The organism is Pseudomonas sp. SA195 (assembly GCF_054131565.1).
In genome coordinates, this window is record NZ_CP096392.1 from 532,281 (window position 1) to 549,659 (window position 17,379).

Genomic DNA, 17,379 nt, shown 5'->3' on the forward strand with positions numbered 1-17,379 from the left:
GATGCCCTTGATCCGCCGTGTGTTCAGGTTCGCTCCGACAATTTTCTAGGAGCTAGCCTGATGCGTGCAGAACAACAAAACCTCAGCGAGTCGGCCCAGGTCGACCAGCAATCGATCCAGCCTTTTCCACGCTCGCAGAAAATTTATGTTCATGGCTCGCGCCCGGACATCCGCGTGCCGATGCGCGAGATCAGCCTGGACGTGACGCCGACCGCCTTTGGTGGCGAAATCAATCCGCCGGTAACCGTCTACGACACCTCTGGCCCCTACACCGATCCCAATGTGCAGATTGACGTGCGCAAAGGCTTGGCTGACGTGCGCAGCGCCTGGATCGAAGCGCGCGGTGACACTGAACGTTTGCCGGGGCTGACCTCCGAATTCGGCCAGCGTCGCCTCAACGATGCCGAGCTTTCAGCCATGCGCTTCGCTCACGTGCGCAACCCGCGCCGCGCCAAGGCCGGGCACAACGTCAGCCAGATGCACTACGCGAAGAAGGGCATCATCACGCCCGAGATGGAATACGTAGCCATTCGCGAGAACATGAAGCTCGCCGAGGCGCGCGAAGCGGGGTTGCTGTCCGAGCAGCATGCCGGGCAGAGCTTTGGTGCAGCCATCCCGAAGGAGATCACCCCCGAGTTCGTCCGCCAGGAAGTGGCCCGCGGCCGCGCCATCATCCCCGCCAACATCAACCATGTGGAGCTGGAGCCGATGATCATCGGCCGCAACTTCCTGGTGAAGATCAACGGAAACATCGGCAACTCGGCGCTTGGCTCGTCCATCGAAGAAGAAGTGGCCAAGCTGACCTGGGGCATCCGCTGGGGCTCGGACACCGTGATGGACCTCTCCACCGGCAAGCACATCCACGAGACCCGCGAATGGATCATCCGTAACTCGCCGGTGCCGATCGGCACGGTGCCGATCTATCAGGCGCTGGAAAAGGTCAATGGCATCGCCGAGGACCTGACCTGGGAGCTGTTCCGCGACACCCTGATCGAGCAGGCCGAGCAGGGCGTGGACTACTTCACCATCCACGCCGGCGTCTTGCTGCGCTACGTCCCGCTGACCGCCAAGCGCGTAACCGGCATCGTCAGCCGCGGCGGATCGATCATGGCCAAGTGGTGCCTGGCGCATCACAAAGAAAACTTCCTCTACACCCACTTCGACGACATCTGCGAAATCATGAAGGCCTACGACGTCAGCTTCTCGCTGGGTGACGGCCTGCGCCCGGGCTCGATCGCCGATGCCAACGATGCCGCGCAATTCGGCGAGCTGGAAACCCTCGGTGAGCTGACTAAGATCGCCTGGAAGCACGACGTGCAGTGCATGATCGAAGGCCCCGGCCACGTGCCGATGCACCTGATCAAGGAGAACATGGACAAGCAGCTGGAGTGCTGCGACGAAGCGCCGTTCTACACCCTCGGCCCGCTCACCACCGACATCGCCCCCGGTTACGATCACATCACCAGCGGCATTGGCGCCGCGATGATCGGCTGGTTCGGCTGCGCCATGCTCTGCTACGTCACGCCGAAGGAGCACCTGGGGCTGCCGAACAAGGATGACGTCAAGACCGGCATCATCACCTACAAGATCGCCGCTCACGCAGCGGATCTTGCCAAGGGGCACCCCGGCGCGCAGATTCGGGACAATGCCCTGTCCAAGGCGCGCTTCGAGTTCCGATGGGAAGACCAGTTCAACCTCGGCCTCGACCCGGACACTGCACGTGCCTTCCACGATGAAACGCTGCCGAAGGAATCGGCGAAGGTCGCGCACTTCTGTTCGATGTGCGGGCCGAAGTTCTGCTCGATGAAGATCACTCAGGAGGTGCGCGAGTATGCCGCCGAAAACGGTCTGACCGACGAGCAGAAGGCCATCGAGGCCGGGTTCGCCGAGCAGGCCGAGCGTTTCAAGGATCAGGGGTCGCTGATCTACAAGCAGGTGTGACCGGCTAGAAAGGCCGCCCCGAAATGGGCGGCCTTTTCGCTTCCGGGTTAGGGCAGATAGGCCGGTTTCAGGATGCCCTCGAGTTCCGCATAGGGAATATCAAGGATCGGGTGGCCGCTCGAATAAGGCGCGATGCTGTAGACATCGTATTTGAGCATTACCCGATCCTTGAGAAGGGCGACATTTGTGGTCTGCTGGAACGGCCATTGCCGGCTGAACGCAGCATCGTGCTCATTGGCGAGCAGCCACTGCTGATGAGCTAGCGCCGCGACACGCCAGTAGGCGCCTTCCTTGCCCGGCAGCAGCACGTCGGCCAATTTCACCTCTCGGTCCCGCTCACGGTCGTAGTTGATGAAACCGCGACCGGGCATGCCGTGCGCGCCACCCGTATAGAGATAGCTCGACAGCTCGACGACCAGTAGCGCGTTGTGCTGGTCGATCAGCTTGGCCTGCAGGTAGCTGCTCCATCCAGCCTCTGCGTGTTGCAAGAACTGCTGTTGGTAGGTCTCCAGCGAGGCGGGCAGGGTGGCGTCCGGCGTGTTGATCGTCATCTGCCGGAGGCGATTATCGATGAGCGTGTTCAGCGCCGGCTCGTCGGCGAAGATTTGGGTATCGATGTTGACCAGCGGGCAACTGTCGTCCGACGGAGGGCATCCCTCGGGGCGCTGCTCGCTGAGCACCTGGCGAACCTCGGCTTGCGGGGGCGTGAAGATATGCTGACAACCGCCCAGCAGCAGGCCGAGCGTGAGAAGGGGCAGGGCGTTACGAAGCGACATGATGTGATCTTATGGCTCAGAGTCGTAAGGTGCGGTTTCGAGTGTGGTCAGGCCTTGAAGTTCGCCAGCGCCCGCTCGGGCATTTTTCAGCATGCGAGTGGTCTGCAGAGGGCTGCGCCTGATGCAAGGGCACGCTAGCATGAAGATCAGAGACCGCTCACAGTGTGACGGTTGCAGCTTTCTCCTGGGCCGGGCGCGCAGGATCAAAACCGAAATGTGAGTCGTACATGAACGATATTTTCAAAGCTGAAGCAGGCGACGTCGAGATCCTCGGACGCGAGCGCTGCTTTAGCGGTTTCTACAATCTGGATCGTTTCAAACTGCGCCATCGCCTGTTCCGCGGCGGCATGGGTGCGGAAATCGAGCGCGAGCTGTTCGTCCGCCACGATGCGGTATGTGTGTTGCCTTACGATCCGCAGCGCGACGAAGTCGTCCTGGTGGAGCAGTTTCGCGTCGGAGCCATGGCCAGGGGAGACAACCCCTGGCTGGTGGAAACCGTGGCCGGGCTGATCGACAAGGACGAGCAGCCCGAAGAAGTGGCCCGCCGTGAAGCCATTGAGGAGGCCGGCCTTGAAATAGGCGAACTCTGGCCAGTTTCCGCCTACTACCCGTCGCCTGGCGGCAGCACCGAGCGTATTCATCTGTACGTAGGGCGTTGCGACAGTACCGATGCCGGCGGCATCTTCGGGCTCGAAGAAGAAGGTGAAGATATCCGGGCGGCGGTCTGGCCGCTAAGCGCCGCGCTCGATGCGTTGCGCGATGGTCGGATCGATAATGCCGCGACCATCATCGCCTTGCAGTGGCTGGCGTTGAACCGGGACGAAATCAGGGGGGCGTGGACATGAGGCGAACCCGCGAGCGATATCGGGTGGATCTGCGCGAATTGCAGTCCGCCTGCGAGGCGAACTACCTGCGACTGATGCGCCTGTTGCCCGACATGCGCAGCCAGGCCGATACGCGGCGTATTGCCATGAGCCAGGGGGATCGGCTGATCGGCGTGCTGGCGCTTCGGGTCCTGGAATGCTGCCCCTACACCACTACCGTGCAGATCAGCCAGCAGGACTGCCTTCCCTGGCTGCCGGTGCCGCAGATGGAAGTCCGCGTTTATCACGACGCGCGCATGGCGGAGGTGGTCAGTGCGCAAAACGCTCGTCGCTTCCGGGGCATCTATAGCTACCCCAACGCGCAGATGCACCAACCTGATGAGAAGAACCAGCTCAACCTGTTTCTCGGTGAGTGGCTCGGCCATTGCCTGGCCTGCGGACACGAGTTGGAGCCTGTTCTCTGACCGACGTTCTGTGATCGGTTAGTTGATGGCCACGTGCCATGATTCTCGTTTGCAAGCTGATCTGTGATGCATGCCCGCATCGCACGGTTTACCCCCGTCACGGCGAGCCACCATAATTCTTCCGCGAATTCGCCAAAGGAGACGGGTCGTGGTTGCTGCGCCCCTTATTGCTGAAAAAGACTCGGTACTGCTGGTGCAGTTGACCGACAGCCACTTGTTCGGCAACCCCGGCGGCAAGCTGCTGGGCATGGATACGGCCGACAGTTTGCAGCGCGTCGTTGACCTGGTGCTCGCCGAGCAGAAGCAAGTCGACCTGATCCTGGCGACCGGCGACCTGTCGCAGGATGGCTCGCTGGCATCTTATGAACGTTTTCGCACCCTGTCCGAGCGCATCCAGGCGCCGGTCCGCTGGTGCCCTGGCAACCATGACGAACTCGACGCGATGTGCGAGGCCAGCCGCGACACGGATCTTATGCGCCCCGTACTGGATATCGGCGCCTGGCGCGTAATCATGCTCGACACCCTGGTGCCCGGCTCGGTTTACGGCATGCTGCGCGCGGAGCAACTGGCCCTGCTGGACCGCGCCCTGAGCGAGGCACCTGATCGCCATCACCTGATCTGCCTGCATCACCATCCGGTCACCATCGGCAGTCAGTGGATGGACAAGATTGGGCTGCGCAATCGCGACGAGCTGTTCGCCGTGGTTGATCGGCACCCCGGTGTGAAGGCCCTGCTGTGGGGGCACATCCATCAGGCCTTCGACGCCACCCGCGAAGACGTGCGCCTGCTGGCGACGCCCTCGACAGGCGTGCAATTCACGCCGGGCAGCCCAGATTTCGACGTGGACACTCTGGCGCCCGGCTATCGCTGGCTGCGGCTGCACGCTGATGGTCGTTTGGAGACGGGCGTGTCGCGGGTGGTTGGCATCGATTTCGAAGTCGATTACAGCGTCAAGGGTTACTAGGCGCTGCAGGCGCACCCGCATCGCGGGTGCGAATGCCAAGCCGATTATCGGGCCGCTTGCAGCCCTCGCGTCTCGCCTTGTAGCCTTTCCCGTCCTTTGGCAATCAGCGAACCAGCATGACTCGCGAGCGACCTACCATCCTCTACATGCACGGCCTCAATAGCTCGCCGCTGTCGCAAAAGGCGCGTCAGCTGGCGCAGGCGCTGCTGCAGCTGGCAGCGAGCGAGCAGCTCAGGGTCCCTGCGCTTCATCACCATCCGCGTGAAGCCATTGCGCAATTGGAGGCGGCCATCGACGAGCTGGGCAGCCCGTTGCTGGTCGGCAGCTCGCTTGGCGGCTACTATGCGACCCACCTTGCCGAGCGCCATGGCCTGAAGGCACTGCTGATCAACCCGGCCGTCAACCCGCATCGGCGCTTCGATGGCTACCTAGGGCCGCAAACCAACCTCTACACCGGCGAGGTCTGGCAGCTGACCCAGGATCACGTTACTGCGCTAGCGGAGCTGGAGGTGCAGCCGCCGGCCGATGCGGAGCGTTACCAGGTCTGGCTTCAGACCGGAGACGAAACCCTCGACTATCGGCACGCCGTGGATTTCTACCGGGGTTGCGCGCTGCGCATCCAGGCCGGCGGAGACCACGGTTTTCAGGGGTTTGCCGATCGTATTCCTGCGTTGCTCGCCTTTGCCGGCTTCGATCCGGCGTGCTTTGCCGACCTCGCCCTTTCCGACTCATAAGGACATCACGAGACGCCCATGTCGTATACCGCAGAAGCCATTGAAGTCCTCTCCGGTCTTGACCCGGTGCGCAAGCGTCCGGGGATGTACACCGATACCTCACGCCCCAATCACCTGGCGCAGGAAGTCATCGACAACAGTGTCGACGAGGCACTGGCGGGCCACGCCAGCTCTGTGCAGGTGATCCTGCACGAGGACAATTCCCTGCAGGTCATCGACGATGGCCGCGGCATGCCGGTCGATATCCATCCCGAGGAGGGTGTGTCGGGCGTCGAACTGATCCTCACCAAGCTGCATGCCGGGGGTAAGTTCTCCAACAAGAACTACCAGTTTTCGGGCGGCCTGCATGGCGTCGGCATTTCGGTGGTCAACGCCCTATCGACGCGCGTCGAAGTCACCGTCAAGCGCGATGGCAACGAGTACCGGATGGCCTTTACCGATGGCTTCAAGGCCAGCGACTTGGACATCATCGGCACCGTTGGCAAGCGCAACACTGGCACCAGCGTGAAGTTCTGGGCCGACCCGAAGTACTTCGATTCTGCCAAGTTTTCCATCAGCCGGCTCAAACATGTCCTCAAGGCCAAGGCCGTGCTCTGCCCGGGGCTTAAGGTCAGCTTCGAGGACAGGAGCACCGGCGAGAAGGTTGAGTGGCACTACGAGGATGGCCTGCGCTCGTATCTGGTCGATGCGGTCAGCGAATTCGCGCGTCTTCCCGACGAGCCCTTCTGCGGCAGCCTGGCGGGCAACAAGGAGGCGGTCGATTGGGCGCTGTTGTGGTTGCCCGAGGGCGGCGACAGCGTACAGGAGAGCTACGTCAACCTAATCCCGACGGCGCAGGGCGGCACCCACGTCAACGGCCTGCGCCAGGGCTTGCTCGATGCCATGCGTGAATTCTGCGAGTTTCGCAATCTGCTGCCACGGGGCGTAAAGCTCGCGCCCGAGGACGTCTGGGAGCGGATCGCCTTCGTGCTATCGGCAAAGATGCAGGAACCGCAGTTCTCCGGCCAGACCAAGGAGCGGCTGTCCTCGCGTGAGGCCGCCGCGTTCGTCTCGGGCGTCGTCAAGGATGCCTTCAGCCTGTGGCTCAACGCCCACCCTGAGCTCGGCCTGCAACTGGCGGAACTGGCCATCAGCAATGCCGGGCGCCGCCTGAAGGCGAGCAAGAAAGTCGAGCGCAAGCGCATCACCCAGGGGCCGGCGCTGCCCGGCAAACTGGCCGATTGCGCCGGGCAGGATCCGATGCGTGCTGAGCTGTTCCTGGTCGAAGGGGACTCGGCCGGAGGCTCGGCCAAGCAGGCGCGCGACAAGGAATTCCAGGCGATCATGCCGCTGCGCGGAAAGATCCTGAACACATGGGAAGTCGACGGCGGCGAGGTGTTGGCCAGCCAAGAAGTCCACGACATTGCGGTGGCGATCGGAGTCGATCCGGGCGCGACCGACCTGGCGCAGTTGCGCTACGGCAAGATCTGCATCCTCGCCGATGCCGACTCCGATGGGTTGCACATCGCCACGCTGCTTTGTGCGCTGTTCGTGCGGCACTTCCGGCCGCTGGTCGACGCCGGGCATGTTTATGTCGCGATGCCGCCGCTGTATCGCATCGACCTGGGCAAGGACATCTTCTACGCCCTGGACGAGGCCGAGCGCGACGGCATCCTCGATCGGCTGGCGGCAGAAAAGCGCCGCGGCAAACCGCAGGTCACGCGTTTCAAGGGCCTGGGCGAGATGAACCCGCCGCAGTTGCGCGAAACCACCATGGACCCCAATACCCGCCGCCTGGTGCAACTGACGCTGGACGACTTCGACGGTACGCGCGAGGTAATGGACATGCTGCTGGCCAAGAAACGCGCAGGCGATCGCAAGACCTGGCTCGAGTCCAAGGGCAATTTGGCGGAGGTCCTGCTGTGACGGCGGGCTGGGTGGCACGCCTCGCGCTCTGCATGGCACTGGTGGCACCGGCCTTGGCGGCTGAGCTGCCGACGGAGCTCACGCTCGTCAGCGAGCACGCTGTCGAGGGAATGGACGCCGGGCACCTGTCCGGTATGGCTTGGTGCGGCGATGCGTTCTGGGCGATTTCGGACCGGGACGATACCGGGCTGTATCGCCTCGACTCCGGTGAAAGCATCTGGCGCGCCGAAGCCGAGCGCTTCGAGTTGCCGCCGCCGCCGGATACAGGCTTATCGTGGGGCACGCGCATGCGGTCGCTGATTACCGGCTTGGTCCGCGGCGGTAAGATGGATTTCGAGGGGCTGAGTTGCGACCGGCTCGGTAACCGCTATCTCGTCAGCGAGGCCTATGCGGCGGTGCTCAGGGTCAACCCAGCCGGCACCGCAGAGTGGCTGAAACTGCCGGACAGCCTGATCCGCCAGGCGCGCGCCAGCGGCATGCTGCTGCGATTCAACGCCATGTTCGAGGGCATCACGGTCGACCCGGAGGCGAGTCGTCTGTGGCTGGCGGCCGAGCACAGCCGGCGCGGCCTCTTGGTGATGCACCACAATCAGAGCAGCTGGCAATGCACGGGCGGTTGCGTCCTGATGTCAGAGGGCGGTCGGGAAGCGCCGCCATCCGCCATGGAAGAAGACGAGCAGCCGCTGAGGTTCTCCGGCCTGGCCTTTCATAATGGCAAGCTGTACACGCTCGAGCCGGTGCCGCACCAGATCTGCCGGCGTCGGCTGGATACCGGGGCTGTCGAGCGCTGTTGGTCCTATGCCCAGACGGCACTTGCCGATACCCGTCGCTACGACACGCCGTTCGGCAATGCCGAGGCGCTGTGGATCGACGAGGAAAGCGCCTGGATCGGCATCGACAACAACCAGCTCACCCGCGCCGATGGCGAGCAGCGCCCGATCGTGTGGCGCCTCGCCGCGCCAAAGGGTGGCTGGGGTGCCAAGCAGTGAGCCAGCCCGCCGGCCGTCGGGCTGGCCGCGTCATGCTGGTGCTGGCCTGGGGCGCGGGGCTGTTCCTGGCGACCCGGTTTTTCGCTGAGTGGGAGCAGGGCCGTTACAACCCCAACCGTGAGCCGGTGTCGGTGGTCAACGGTCAGGAGATCGAGGTCCACCTTGAAGGCAACGTCCAAGGGCATTTCGTCGTCGACGGGCTCATCAATGGCGAGGCGGTGACTTTCCTGCTGGACACCGGAGCCACCGACGTCGCCATCCCGATGAGCACCGCCGAGCGCCTCGGCCTGCCGCGTGGTGCGCCGGTCGCCTTGCAAACCGCCAACGGCCAGACCACTGGTTACCGCACCGAGCTTGCGAGCCTGAGCCTGGGCGAGATTCGCCTACAGCGCGTACGCGCGATCGTCGCGCCGGGCTTCGAGGGTGACCAGGTCCTGCTGGGCATGAGCGCTCTCAAACAACTTGAATTCACACAGCGCGCCGGCACCCTGGTGCTGCGCCAACACGCCACGGATCGACCATGAGCGAAACCCTAGACCTGAGCCTGGACGGCGTGGAGCGCCGCTCGCTTGCCGACTTCACCGAGCAGGCGTACCTGAACTACTCGATGTACGTGATCATGGACCGCGCGCTGCCGCACATTGGCGACGGGCTCAAACCGGTACAACGGCGCATCGTCTATGCGATGAGCGAGCTCGGCCTGAACGCCGACTCCAAGCACAAGAAATCCGCGCGCACCGTGGGTGACGTGCTCGGTAAATACCACCCGCATGGCGACTCGGCTTGTTACGAGGCCATGGTTCTGATGGCGCAGCCGTTCAGCTATCGCTACACGTTGGTCGACGGGCAGGGCAACTGGGGTGCACCGGATGATCCCAAGTCGTTTGCCGCCATGCGTTATACCGAGGCGCGGCTGTCGCGCTATTCCGAGGTGTTGCTGTCCGAGCTGGGGCAGGGGACGGTCGACTGGGGTCCGAACTTCGATGGCACGCTCGATGAGCCGGTTACCTTGCCGGCGCGCCTGCCGAACCTTCTACTCAATGGCACTACGGGCATTGCGGTGGGCATGGCCACCGATGTACCGCCCCACAACCTGCGCGAAGTCGCTGCCGCCTGCGTGCGGTTGCTTGACGAGCCCAAAGCGACGGTCGAGCAGCTCTGCGAACACATCCAGGGCCCGGACTATCCGACCGAGGCGGAAATTGTCACGCCGCGGGCGGACCTGCTCAAACTCTACGAAACCGGACGCGGCTCCGTGCGCATGCGCGCCGTGTACCGCGTCGAGGACGGTGACATTGTCGTCACCGCGCTGCCGCATCAGGTGTCCGGCTCCAAGGTGCTCGAACAGATTGCCGCGCAGATGCAGGCGAAAAAGCTGCCGATGGTCGCGGACCTTCGCGATGAGTCCGACCACGAGAATCCCTGCCGGATTGTCATCATTCCGCGATCCAACCGGGTCGATGCCGACGAGCTGATGCAGCACCTGTTCGCGACGACCGAGCTGGAATCCAGCTACCGAGTCAACACCAACGTCATCGGTCTCGATGGCCGGCCGCAGGTGAAAAGCCTGCAGGTTCTGCTCAGCGAGTGGCTGACCTACCGCATCGGCACGGTCCGCCGTCGCTTGCAGTTCCGCCTGGATAAGGTCGAGAAGCGCCTGCACCTGTTGGAGGGCTTGCTCGTCGCTTTCCTCAACCTCGACGAGGTCATCCATATCATCCGCACCGAGGACCAACCCAAGCCGGTGCTGATGGCGCGCTTCGAACTGTCGGAGCTGCAGGCCGACTACATCCTCGATACCCGTCTGCGTCAGCTGGCGCGGCTGGAGGAAATGAAGATCCGCGGCGAGCAGGACGAGCTGGCCAAGGAGCGTGAGAAATTGCTGGCGCTGCTCGGCAGCGAAACCAAATTGAAGAAGCTGGTGCGCAAGGAGTTGCTGGAAGACGCCGAAACCTATGGCGACGACCGCCGCTCGCCAATCGTCGCCCGTGCCGAAGCGCGCGCCCTGTCGGAGAACGAGCTGCTGCCATCCGAGCCCGTGACGGTGGTCATTTCGGAAAAGGGCTGGGCGCGTTGCGCCAAGGGTCACGACATCGATGCCACGGGCTTGTCCTACAAGGCCGGCGACGGGTTCCGCGCCGCAGCTGTGGGGCGGTCGAACCAGTACGCCGTGTTCATCGATTCGACCGGCCGCAGCTATTCCCTCGCGGCTCATTCGCTGCCTTCCGCGCGGGGGCAAGGCGAGCCCTTGACCGGCCGTCTGACGCCGCCGCCCGGCGCCAGTTTCGAATGCGTGCTGTTGCCGGATGACGAGGCGCTATACGTTATCGCGTCCGATGCCGGCTACGGTTTCGTCGTCAGAGGGGAAGACCTGCAGGCCAAGAACAAGGCCGGCAAGGCGTTGCTGTCGCTGCCTGCTGGTGCCCGGGTCGTTGCGCCCCGGCCGTTGCGCAGCCGTGACCAGGATTGGCTTGCTGCCGTGACCACCGAAGGCCGCCTACTGGTGTTCCCCGTGCGCGATCTACCGCAGCTGGGTAAAGGCAAGGGCAACAAGATCATCGGTATTCCGGGTGATCGAGTGGCGAGCCGTGAGGAATACCTCACCGATCTGGCCATCCTGCCGGAAGGCGCCACTCTGGTTCTCCAGGCGGGCAAGCGCACGTTGTCGCTGCGGGCAGACGACCTGGAGCACTACAAGGGCGAGCGTGGGCGGCGTGGGAATAAGCTGCCGCGCGGTTTCCAGCGTGTCGATGCCCTGCAGGTCGAGTCGGCAGGCTGATCCGGCTTTGGCGGGAGGCTGGCTTCTGGCCGCGGTTTCACGGAAGATACCGTCCTTCGAAATTCACCTGCCCTCGGCTTAGCAGCCGGTGGCAATGTCATGCACCGCGGTTACGCGAGGCGCTCTGAGCGATTACCGCGTTCGAGCGCGTTGCCCTTGCGGTGTGAGGTAGAGAACGAACGTGCTGCGCTCCACAACCTTCATGCTGCTGGCCTGCGCCAGCCTCGCCGGTTGCATCACCCAGCAACCGGTCCCCATGTATCGTCTGGATAACGGTGCCGTGGAAGTGCCGTCCAAGGCCGAGGGCCCGTCGGTACTGCTGGGGCCGGTAACGCTCGCCGACTATTTGCAGCGCGATGCGCTATTGCAGCGTTTGCCTGATGGCAGCCTGGCCGAGGATGCGCAGCGTGCGCGCTGGGCCGGAAGCCTGAAAGGCGACATCGATCAGTTGTTGTTGCGCCAATTGGCGTGGCAGCTCAAGACCCAGAGTCTGGAGCTGAGCCCAGGCAGCAAAGGGTTTGCGCCGGACGTGCAGATCGAGCTGGAAATCACCCGCCTGGATTCAGGCCCGCAGCACCCGGCTGTGCTGGAAGCGCAGTGGCGTCTCTTGGATAAGCAAGGCAAGCGCCTCGGCAGCCGCCTGGTTCGCCTGCAGGAGGAGCATGCCGGCACCACCGCCGATCAGGTTCATGCACAAAGCCTGCTGCTGCAACGTCTGAGCGAGCTGATGGCGGTTGCTGTCGAGCCGATGCTGGTGGCCAAGGTTCCGGCCAAGCGCAGCCCAGCCAAGGCGCCAAGCAAGACCCAATCGAGCCCGCCGACCATTCCGGCGGTGGAGCCGATTCGGACCGATCTGGAAGTGTTCCGCTTCTGATCCACGCGCTGCGGCGAACCCGCAGCGCTTTTCCTTACCATTCAAGGGTGGCCGCTCAGGGCCGGCTGCGCAGCTCATGCATGCGCGCCAGTTGGCGCTCCAGCAGCGAAGGATAGGGTTCCAGTAGACGTTCTACGCAGCAGGCGCCCTCGGGGCTGGCGATCGGGCGGATACGTGCGCGCTGACAGATCAACTCGTCCTCGCCGATGGTGCGCTCGACCAACAGCAGGTTGCGGCTGTGCTGTGACAGGGCCAGCGCGGCCTGCGCTGGCGCGCTGAGCAACAGGTCGCCCTGGCTCAGGTCGTAGAGCTGATCGCCCTGGGTCAGGCCTAATTGGAGATGCAGCGTGATGCCGCTGTCTGCGACCTCGATCTGCAGGGCGTGGCCCAGCGCACGCATCAGCTCGCCACAGCACAGTGCGTGCGTCAGGTAGTTCTGCTCGTCGTCCTGACTGTGGAAAAGCATCAGGCTGCTGCCATCGGCCAGTGTGTGCAGTTCGGCTTGATAGAGCGTGGCGGCTTGTTGCAGGCAAACACTGTAGCGCTGCAGCAAGTCGGTCAGCCGTTCACGCGGCAAGCGGCGCAGCTGCTCCTGGGCGCCTAGCTGAATGGCCAACACGCCGCTCTTGCCAGCAGGCGTTGCGGGGGCGACTGTCGTCGCCGGTTGCGGCGTCGGATGATCCACACCGAGCGGCGGTGAGTCGTCGAACGGGTCGAACACCTCGTCGTCGGAGAGCGCTGGCGTGCGGTCCTCGTGATCGAAGGCAACGGCGATGTCGTCGTGTTCGAGCGTCTCGGAATCGACGCTCGATGCGTTCGACGGGACGTCGAAATGGGCGGAGTAGAGATCCTGCAGGCTTTCGTCCAGCTCGATCTCCGGCTCGGGTGCTTCCGGTACCAGCCGCGCCTGTAGCTGACGCGCCAAGTCGCCGATCTCGTCCTGTCGGCCGGCACCGGGCGCGGGGTCGTCCGGATCCCTCAGCCACAGGCGAAGCTGCATCAGCGGTAGCGAAAGCTGCCGCCCCAGGCGCATGCTCAGGGTCAGCGTCAGGGCAAGAAGTATCAGGCTCAGCAAACCCATGCTCTGCAGGCTGATGGTCATCGGCTGCTGGAACTGGGACATGTCGAGGTTGATGCGCAGATGGCCGGCAATCACCTCCTGGAAGCTGATCGGTGTCGAGTAGAGCCCTTCCTCGTCGCCGAGCAGGTTGCGCTGGGGCCTCGCCCCGGATTCGGCGAGCACCTTGTTGTCGACGCTATAGATCGCCGCGTGCGCTACCAGTGGGTTCTTTACCAGGTTGCTCAGCAGTACGTTGAGGCTGAGGATGTCATTCGCGACGAGCAGGTCGGTCGCCGAGGCAGCCGTTTGCGTCATCAGGCTCTGGCCGAGGGCGTCGGCCTGCTGTTCCATGGCGTGTTTGAACTGCATGCCCATGACCCAGGCATAGATGATCAGCGCCAGGGCAACCAGCAGAAGCGTATGGCTGGCCACACGCAGCACCAGCGGAACACGTCGCTGGCGCAAGGCCCGGTAGATCAGCAGGAAGAAGTTGTCGGGTTTGACGGATGCGGGCCGGTTCACAGAGCGCGGCTCTACTCTTGAGGAAAGTGCCGCGCAGTATACGGAAACCGAGGTGGGGGCTGAAGGTCTCGTGTCCATAGCTGACGAATTGCAACGCCTTGCCGTGCGGGTGGGTCGGCGCGCCGTTGAGCTGTTGTAGAATGCCGGCCTTCTTTGCCATGGGAGCTGCGCCTTGCGCGAAATCGTCCTGATCAACATCACCGGGGAAGACCGCCCGGGCCTGACCGCGGCAATCACCGGCGTGCTCGCCCAGGGCGGCGTTAATATTCTCGACATCGGCCAGGCGGTGATCCATGACACCCTCTCGTTCGGCATCCTGGTCGAGATTCCCGATACCGAGCGAGCCTCATCGGTGCTCAAGGACGTGCTTTTTACCGGCTACAAGCTGGATCAGCAGGTGCGTTTCACCCCGGTTGCAGAGGACGACTATCGGCACTGGGTGGCCGGCCAGGGCAAGCCTCGCCACATCGTTACGCTGTTGACGCGTAAGGTCACTGCCGAGCAGTTGCAGCGGGTGAGCTCGATCACGGCCAAGTACGGCTTGAACATCGATCACATCGACCGGCTCTCCGGTCGCCAGGCGCTGGACGTGCCAGCAGACGCGAGTAAGGGCTGCATCGAGTTTTCCGTGCGCGGCGAGCCTGCCGACACCGCGGCGCTGCGTGCCGAATTCCTGAGCGTGGCCCAGGAGCTCAACGTCGACATCGCCTTCCAGCGGGACTCGGTGTTTCGCCGCAACCGCCGGCTGGCTGTCTTCGACATGGACTCGACGCTCATCGAGGCCGAAGTCATCGACGAGCTGGCCAAAGTGGCTGGGGTTGGCGAGCAGGTATCTGAGATTACCGAGCGTGCGATGCGTGGCGAACTGGATTTTCGCGCGAGCTTCCGGGAGCGTCTCGCCCTGCTTAAGGGCTTGCCGGAAAGCGCGCTGGCTGAGGTCGGCGCCGGGCTGCGCCTGACCGAGGGGGCTGAAGTGTTGTTCGCCGAGCTCAAGCGGTTGGGCTACAAGACGGCGATCCTCTCCGGTGGGTTCACCTACTTTGCTCGCCAGTTGCAAGCTCGGTTGGGTATCGACTATGTCTACGCGAATGAACTGGAGGTCGTCGATGGCAAGCTGACCGGTGTTGCGCAGGAGCCGATTGTCGACGCCCAGCGCAAGGCTGACTTGCTGCGTGATCTGGCCGAGCGTGAGGGCCTGCGGCTCGAGCAGACCATCGCGGTGGGCGACGGGGCCAACGACCTGCCCATGCTTGGCCTGGCTGGCCTGGGGGTCGCTTTCCGGGCCAAGCCGCTGGTCAAACAGTCCGCCAAGCAGGCCATCTCGACTCTTGGTCTGGACGGTATCTTGTATCTGCTGGGTTTCCGAGACCGCGAAGGGCTGGACTGAGTGACGAGAAGGGCGCCTGGTTGGCGCCCTTTTCGTTTGCGCGTTGCGCTTATTCGTCGTCGGACGAGAAGTTGTAGTCCATCGACTGGCTGGGGCCTTGCAGGTACTGCCCCTGGATGTAGCCAACGCCCGCCTGCCAGAGCGTGGCAAGCACGGTGGCGCTGTCGACGAACGGAACCACGGTCTGCTTGCCTTGCTCGTGCAGTTCGGCCAGCAACGCCTTCAGCGCTTCCTGGTTCTCCTGGTGGCTCAGGTCCTGGGTGTAGGAACCATCGATCTTCACGAAGTCGATGTTGAGGTGCTTGAGTGCATTGAACGGGTTGAGCACGCAGCCAAACTGGCTCAAGGCCAAGCGGCAGCCGAGCGCGACCAGCCCCTGCCCGAGTGCCTTGGCCTGCTTGAGATAGGCCACCGCATCGTTTTCGTCGATCTGGAACACCAGCGAGTCCGGCGGCAGGCGTGAAGCTTTAAGGGCCACGCTCAGCCAGGGCAGAAGTGTGGCGTCCTGCAGGCTGGAGCTCGACAGATGAAGGAACAGGCGAGTGCTATGTCCCTTGCTGCGATGCTCGGCGAGCAGCTTGATCGAGTTGAGCAGGACCCAGCGGTCGATGCGGGCGGCCAGGCCGGCCTCTTTCGCAGCGCCGAGAAACTCGCCGGGTGGCACCTCGACGCCCTGTGGGTCGAGTAGGCGCAGCAGCACCTCGTAGTGCTCATGGCTGTCGCCGCGCAGGCTGATGACGGGCTGGAACAGCAAGCGGAAACTGTTCTGTTCCAGCGCCTGCTGGACCATGGCGATCACCTCGCCACGGTTGGCCGCGGCCGCCAGTTCGTCGGCTGGATTGTAGATGTTCAGTGCGTTGCCGTCGGTCAGCTCTTCGGCGCAGCGATGGGCTCGATCGATCACTTCGCGCGCCTTGGCGGTTTGCTCGTCCAGCGCGGCGACACCGATGCTCAGCGTTGCCTGGACGGTGCGGCCATCGATTTCGAACAGGTGGCTTTCGACCTTGCGCAACAAGGCGGCCAAAGGCTGTTCCAACTGGCCCGGCGTGGCGTCCGCAACCAGCACGGCGAAGGCGTCGTCGCCGAAGCGGGCGAGTTGCGCCTTGCCTTCGAACTGGGTACGCAGCATCTGCGCAAGTTCGGCGAGCACGCGATCGGAGTTGCCCAGGCCAATGTCGGCTTGCAGGCTGGCGAAACGATCGACGCGCAGGTAGGCGAGGCTGCCCCGCTGGCCGGCATTGACCGCGCGTTCCACGGCACTGTCGAGCAGCTCGAGAAAATGGTTGCGGTTGTGCAGCCCGGTGACCAAGTCCTGGCTGCTGATCTCGCGCAGTTTCTCCAGTTCGGCATTGTCGCCTTCGGCACGAATCACGACCTGGATGCAGGGTTCGCCATCGTAGCTGGCGGGGGAGAAATGCATGCTGGCCTTGAAGTTACCGCCATCGGCACGCACGCCGCCGCAGTTCAGCTCGGCGCTGCCCTGCATGCTCTGGTAGTTCTTCAGGAAGCTTTTGAAGTCGGCCTGGTCGCAGGAAGCAATGAGGTCGATCATCGGCATGCCTTCCAGCTCCTCGACATCCTCGTAGCCGAACAGCTCGAGGTAGGCGCGGTTGGCGTAGATGTGCATGCCGTCGTGAACATAGGCGATGGCGTCGACCGAGCTTTCCAGTAGCAGCTGGCAGCGCTTCTCCGCCTCGCGCAGGGCCAGTTCGGCGGACCGGCGTGCGCGGCGTTCGTCCAGGTGGCCCAGTTCGCGATTGGCGACCAGTACCAGCCACTCGTCCTCACCCTGGGGGAGTGCGCGCTGGGCACCGAGCATCAAGGCTTCGGTGATAGCTTCGGCATCGTTGCCCTCGATCAGTTGAATGATCGGGATGTCCTTGCCGTGCTTGCGCACCGCGGCGATGGCTTCGCTGGGGTCCAGGTTCTCGCTGGCAGGCGCAGTGATCAACAGGTCCCAGGTCTGCTGGAGCGCATCGACCAGGTCTTCGCTAGACGTGAGTCGATGAACCCGCGTCGCCTGGCCGGCATTGCGGAACAGGCTGACGAGTCGCTCGGCTTCATTCTGCGAATCTTCAAGGATCAGCAGGCGGATGGTCTTTTTTTGCGGGGCCATGGACTGCAGCTTTAGAACGCGCCCCGGGCGGCGCGTAGGGCTAG

The 17,379-nt window shown here is 63.6% G+C and carries 14 protein-coding genes; 11 read left to right on the forward strand and 3 right to left on the reverse strand.

Annotated elements, in window-relative coordinates:
* Positions 1 to 60 precede the first annotated feature (60 nt).
* Positions 61 to 1,941, forward strand: coding sequence for a phosphomethylpyrimidine synthase ThiC (gene thiC / locus M1D78_RS02365; RefSeq protein WP_437422161.1), 1,881 nt, complete (start codon positions 61 to 63; stop codon positions 1,939 to 1,941).
* Between the two features lie 47 nt (positions 1,942 to 1,988).
* Here thiC and M1D78_RS02370 read toward each other — a convergent pair whose 3' ends face one another.
* Positions 1,989 to 2,717 carry an RsiV family protein gene (locus tag M1D78_RS02370; RefSeq protein ID WP_437422160.1) on the reverse strand — a complete coding sequence of 243 codons (729 nt, stop codon included), beginning with the start codon at positions 2,715 to 2,717 and terminating at the stop codon, positions 1,989 to 1,991.
* Positions 2,718 to 2,944: 227 nt separating this feature from the next.
* Between M1D78_RS02370 and M1D78_RS02375 the strand changes: the two genes are divergently transcribed.
* The 9 genes from M1D78_RS02375 to M1D78_RS02415 all read left to right on the forward strand — a co-directional run bounded on the left by M1D78_RS02375 (position 2,945) and on the right by M1D78_RS02415 (position 12,250).
* On the forward strand, positions 2,945 to 3,562 hold the full coding sequence (locus M1D78_RS02375) for an NUDIX domain-containing protein (protein ID WP_437422509.1): 618 nt from the start codon (positions 2,945 to 2,947) through the stop codon (positions 3,560 to 3,562).
* Positions 3,559 to 4,005 carry a DUF1249 domain-containing protein gene (locus M1D78_RS02380; protein ID WP_437422159.1) on the forward strand — a complete coding sequence of 149 codons (447 nt, stop codon included), beginning with the start codon at positions 3,559 to 3,561 and terminating at the stop codon, positions 4,003 to 4,005. Before M1D78_RS02375 ends, M1D78_RS02380 begins: the two co-directional genes overlap by 4 nt.
* Positions 4,006 to 4,153: 148 nt before the next feature.
* Positions 4,154 to 4,969, forward strand: a complete 816-nt coding sequence (cpdA, locus tag M1D78_RS02385; RefSeq protein ID WP_437422158.1) for a 3',5'-cyclic-AMP phosphodiesterase — start codon at positions 4,154 to 4,156, stop codon at positions 4,967 to 4,969.
* Positions 4,970 to 5,085: 116 nt separating this feature from the next.
* Positions 5,086 to 5,703, forward strand: a complete 618-nt coding sequence (locus M1D78_RS02390) for a YqiA/YcfP family alpha/beta fold hydrolase (RefSeq protein WP_437422157.1) — start codon at positions 5,086 to 5,088, stop codon at positions 5,701 to 5,703.
* A gap of 18 nt (positions 5,704 to 5,721) precedes the next feature.
* The gene (gene parE, locus M1D78_RS02395; protein WP_437422156.1) at positions 5,722 to 7,608 is read left to right on the forward strand and encodes a DNA topoisomerase IV subunit B; all 1,887 of its coding nucleotides are present in this window, start codon (positions 5,722 to 5,724) and stop codon (positions 7,606 to 7,608) included.
* A gap of 32 nt (positions 7,609 to 7,640) precedes the next feature.
* The gene (locus tag M1D78_RS02400; protein WP_437422508.1) at positions 7,641 to 8,597 is read left to right on the forward strand and encodes an esterase-like activity of phytase family protein; all 957 of its coding nucleotides are present in this window, start codon (positions 7,641 to 7,643) and stop codon (positions 8,595 to 8,597) included.
* Positions 8,594 to 9,121: a retropepsin-like aspartic protease family protein gene (locus tag M1D78_RS02405; RefSeq protein WP_437422155.1), complete on the forward strand. Its 528-nt coding sequence runs from the start codon at positions 8,594 to 8,596 to the stop codon at positions 9,119 to 9,121. Before M1D78_RS02400 ends, M1D78_RS02405 begins: the two co-directional genes overlap by 4 nt.
* Entirely contained in the window at positions 9,118 to 11,376 is a 2,259-nt protein-coding gene (parC, locus tag M1D78_RS02410; protein WP_437422154.1) for a DNA topoisomerase IV subunit A, read from the forward strand. Before M1D78_RS02405 ends, parC begins: the two co-directional genes overlap by 4 nt.
* A gap of 202 nt (positions 11,377 to 11,578) precedes the next feature.
* The gene (locus M1D78_RS02415; protein ID WP_437422507.1) at positions 11,579 to 12,250 is read left to right on the forward strand and encodes a PqiC family protein; all 672 of its coding nucleotides are present in this window, start codon (positions 11,579 to 11,581) and stop codon (positions 12,248 to 12,250) included.
* Positions 12,251 to 12,305: 55 nt separating this feature from the next.
* On the opposite strand, the gene M1D78_RS02420 is transcribed toward M1D78_RS02415, so the two are convergent.
* On the reverse strand, positions 12,306 to 13,832 hold the full coding sequence (locus M1D78_RS02420) for an AhpA/YtjB family protein (RefSeq protein WP_437422153.1): 1,527 nt from the start codon (positions 13,830 to 13,832) through the stop codon (positions 12,306 to 12,308).
* Positions 13,833 to 14,004: 172 nt separating this feature from the next.
* Between M1D78_RS02420 and serB the strand changes: the two genes are divergently transcribed.
* On the forward strand, positions 14,005 to 15,219 hold the full coding sequence (gene serB, locus M1D78_RS02425) for a phosphoserine phosphatase SerB (RefSeq protein ID WP_437422152.1): 1,215 nt from the start codon (positions 14,005 to 14,007) through the stop codon (positions 15,217 to 15,219).
* A gap of 49 nt (positions 15,220 to 15,268) precedes the next feature.
* Here the strand turns inward: serB and M1D78_RS02430 are convergent, their stop codons facing one another.
* Positions 15,269 to 17,335, reverse strand: a complete 2,067-nt coding sequence (locus tag M1D78_RS02430; protein ID WP_437422151.1) for an EAL domain-containing protein — start codon at positions 17,333 to 17,335, stop codon at positions 15,269 to 15,271.
* Positions 17,336 to 17,379: the final 44 nt, after the last annotated feature.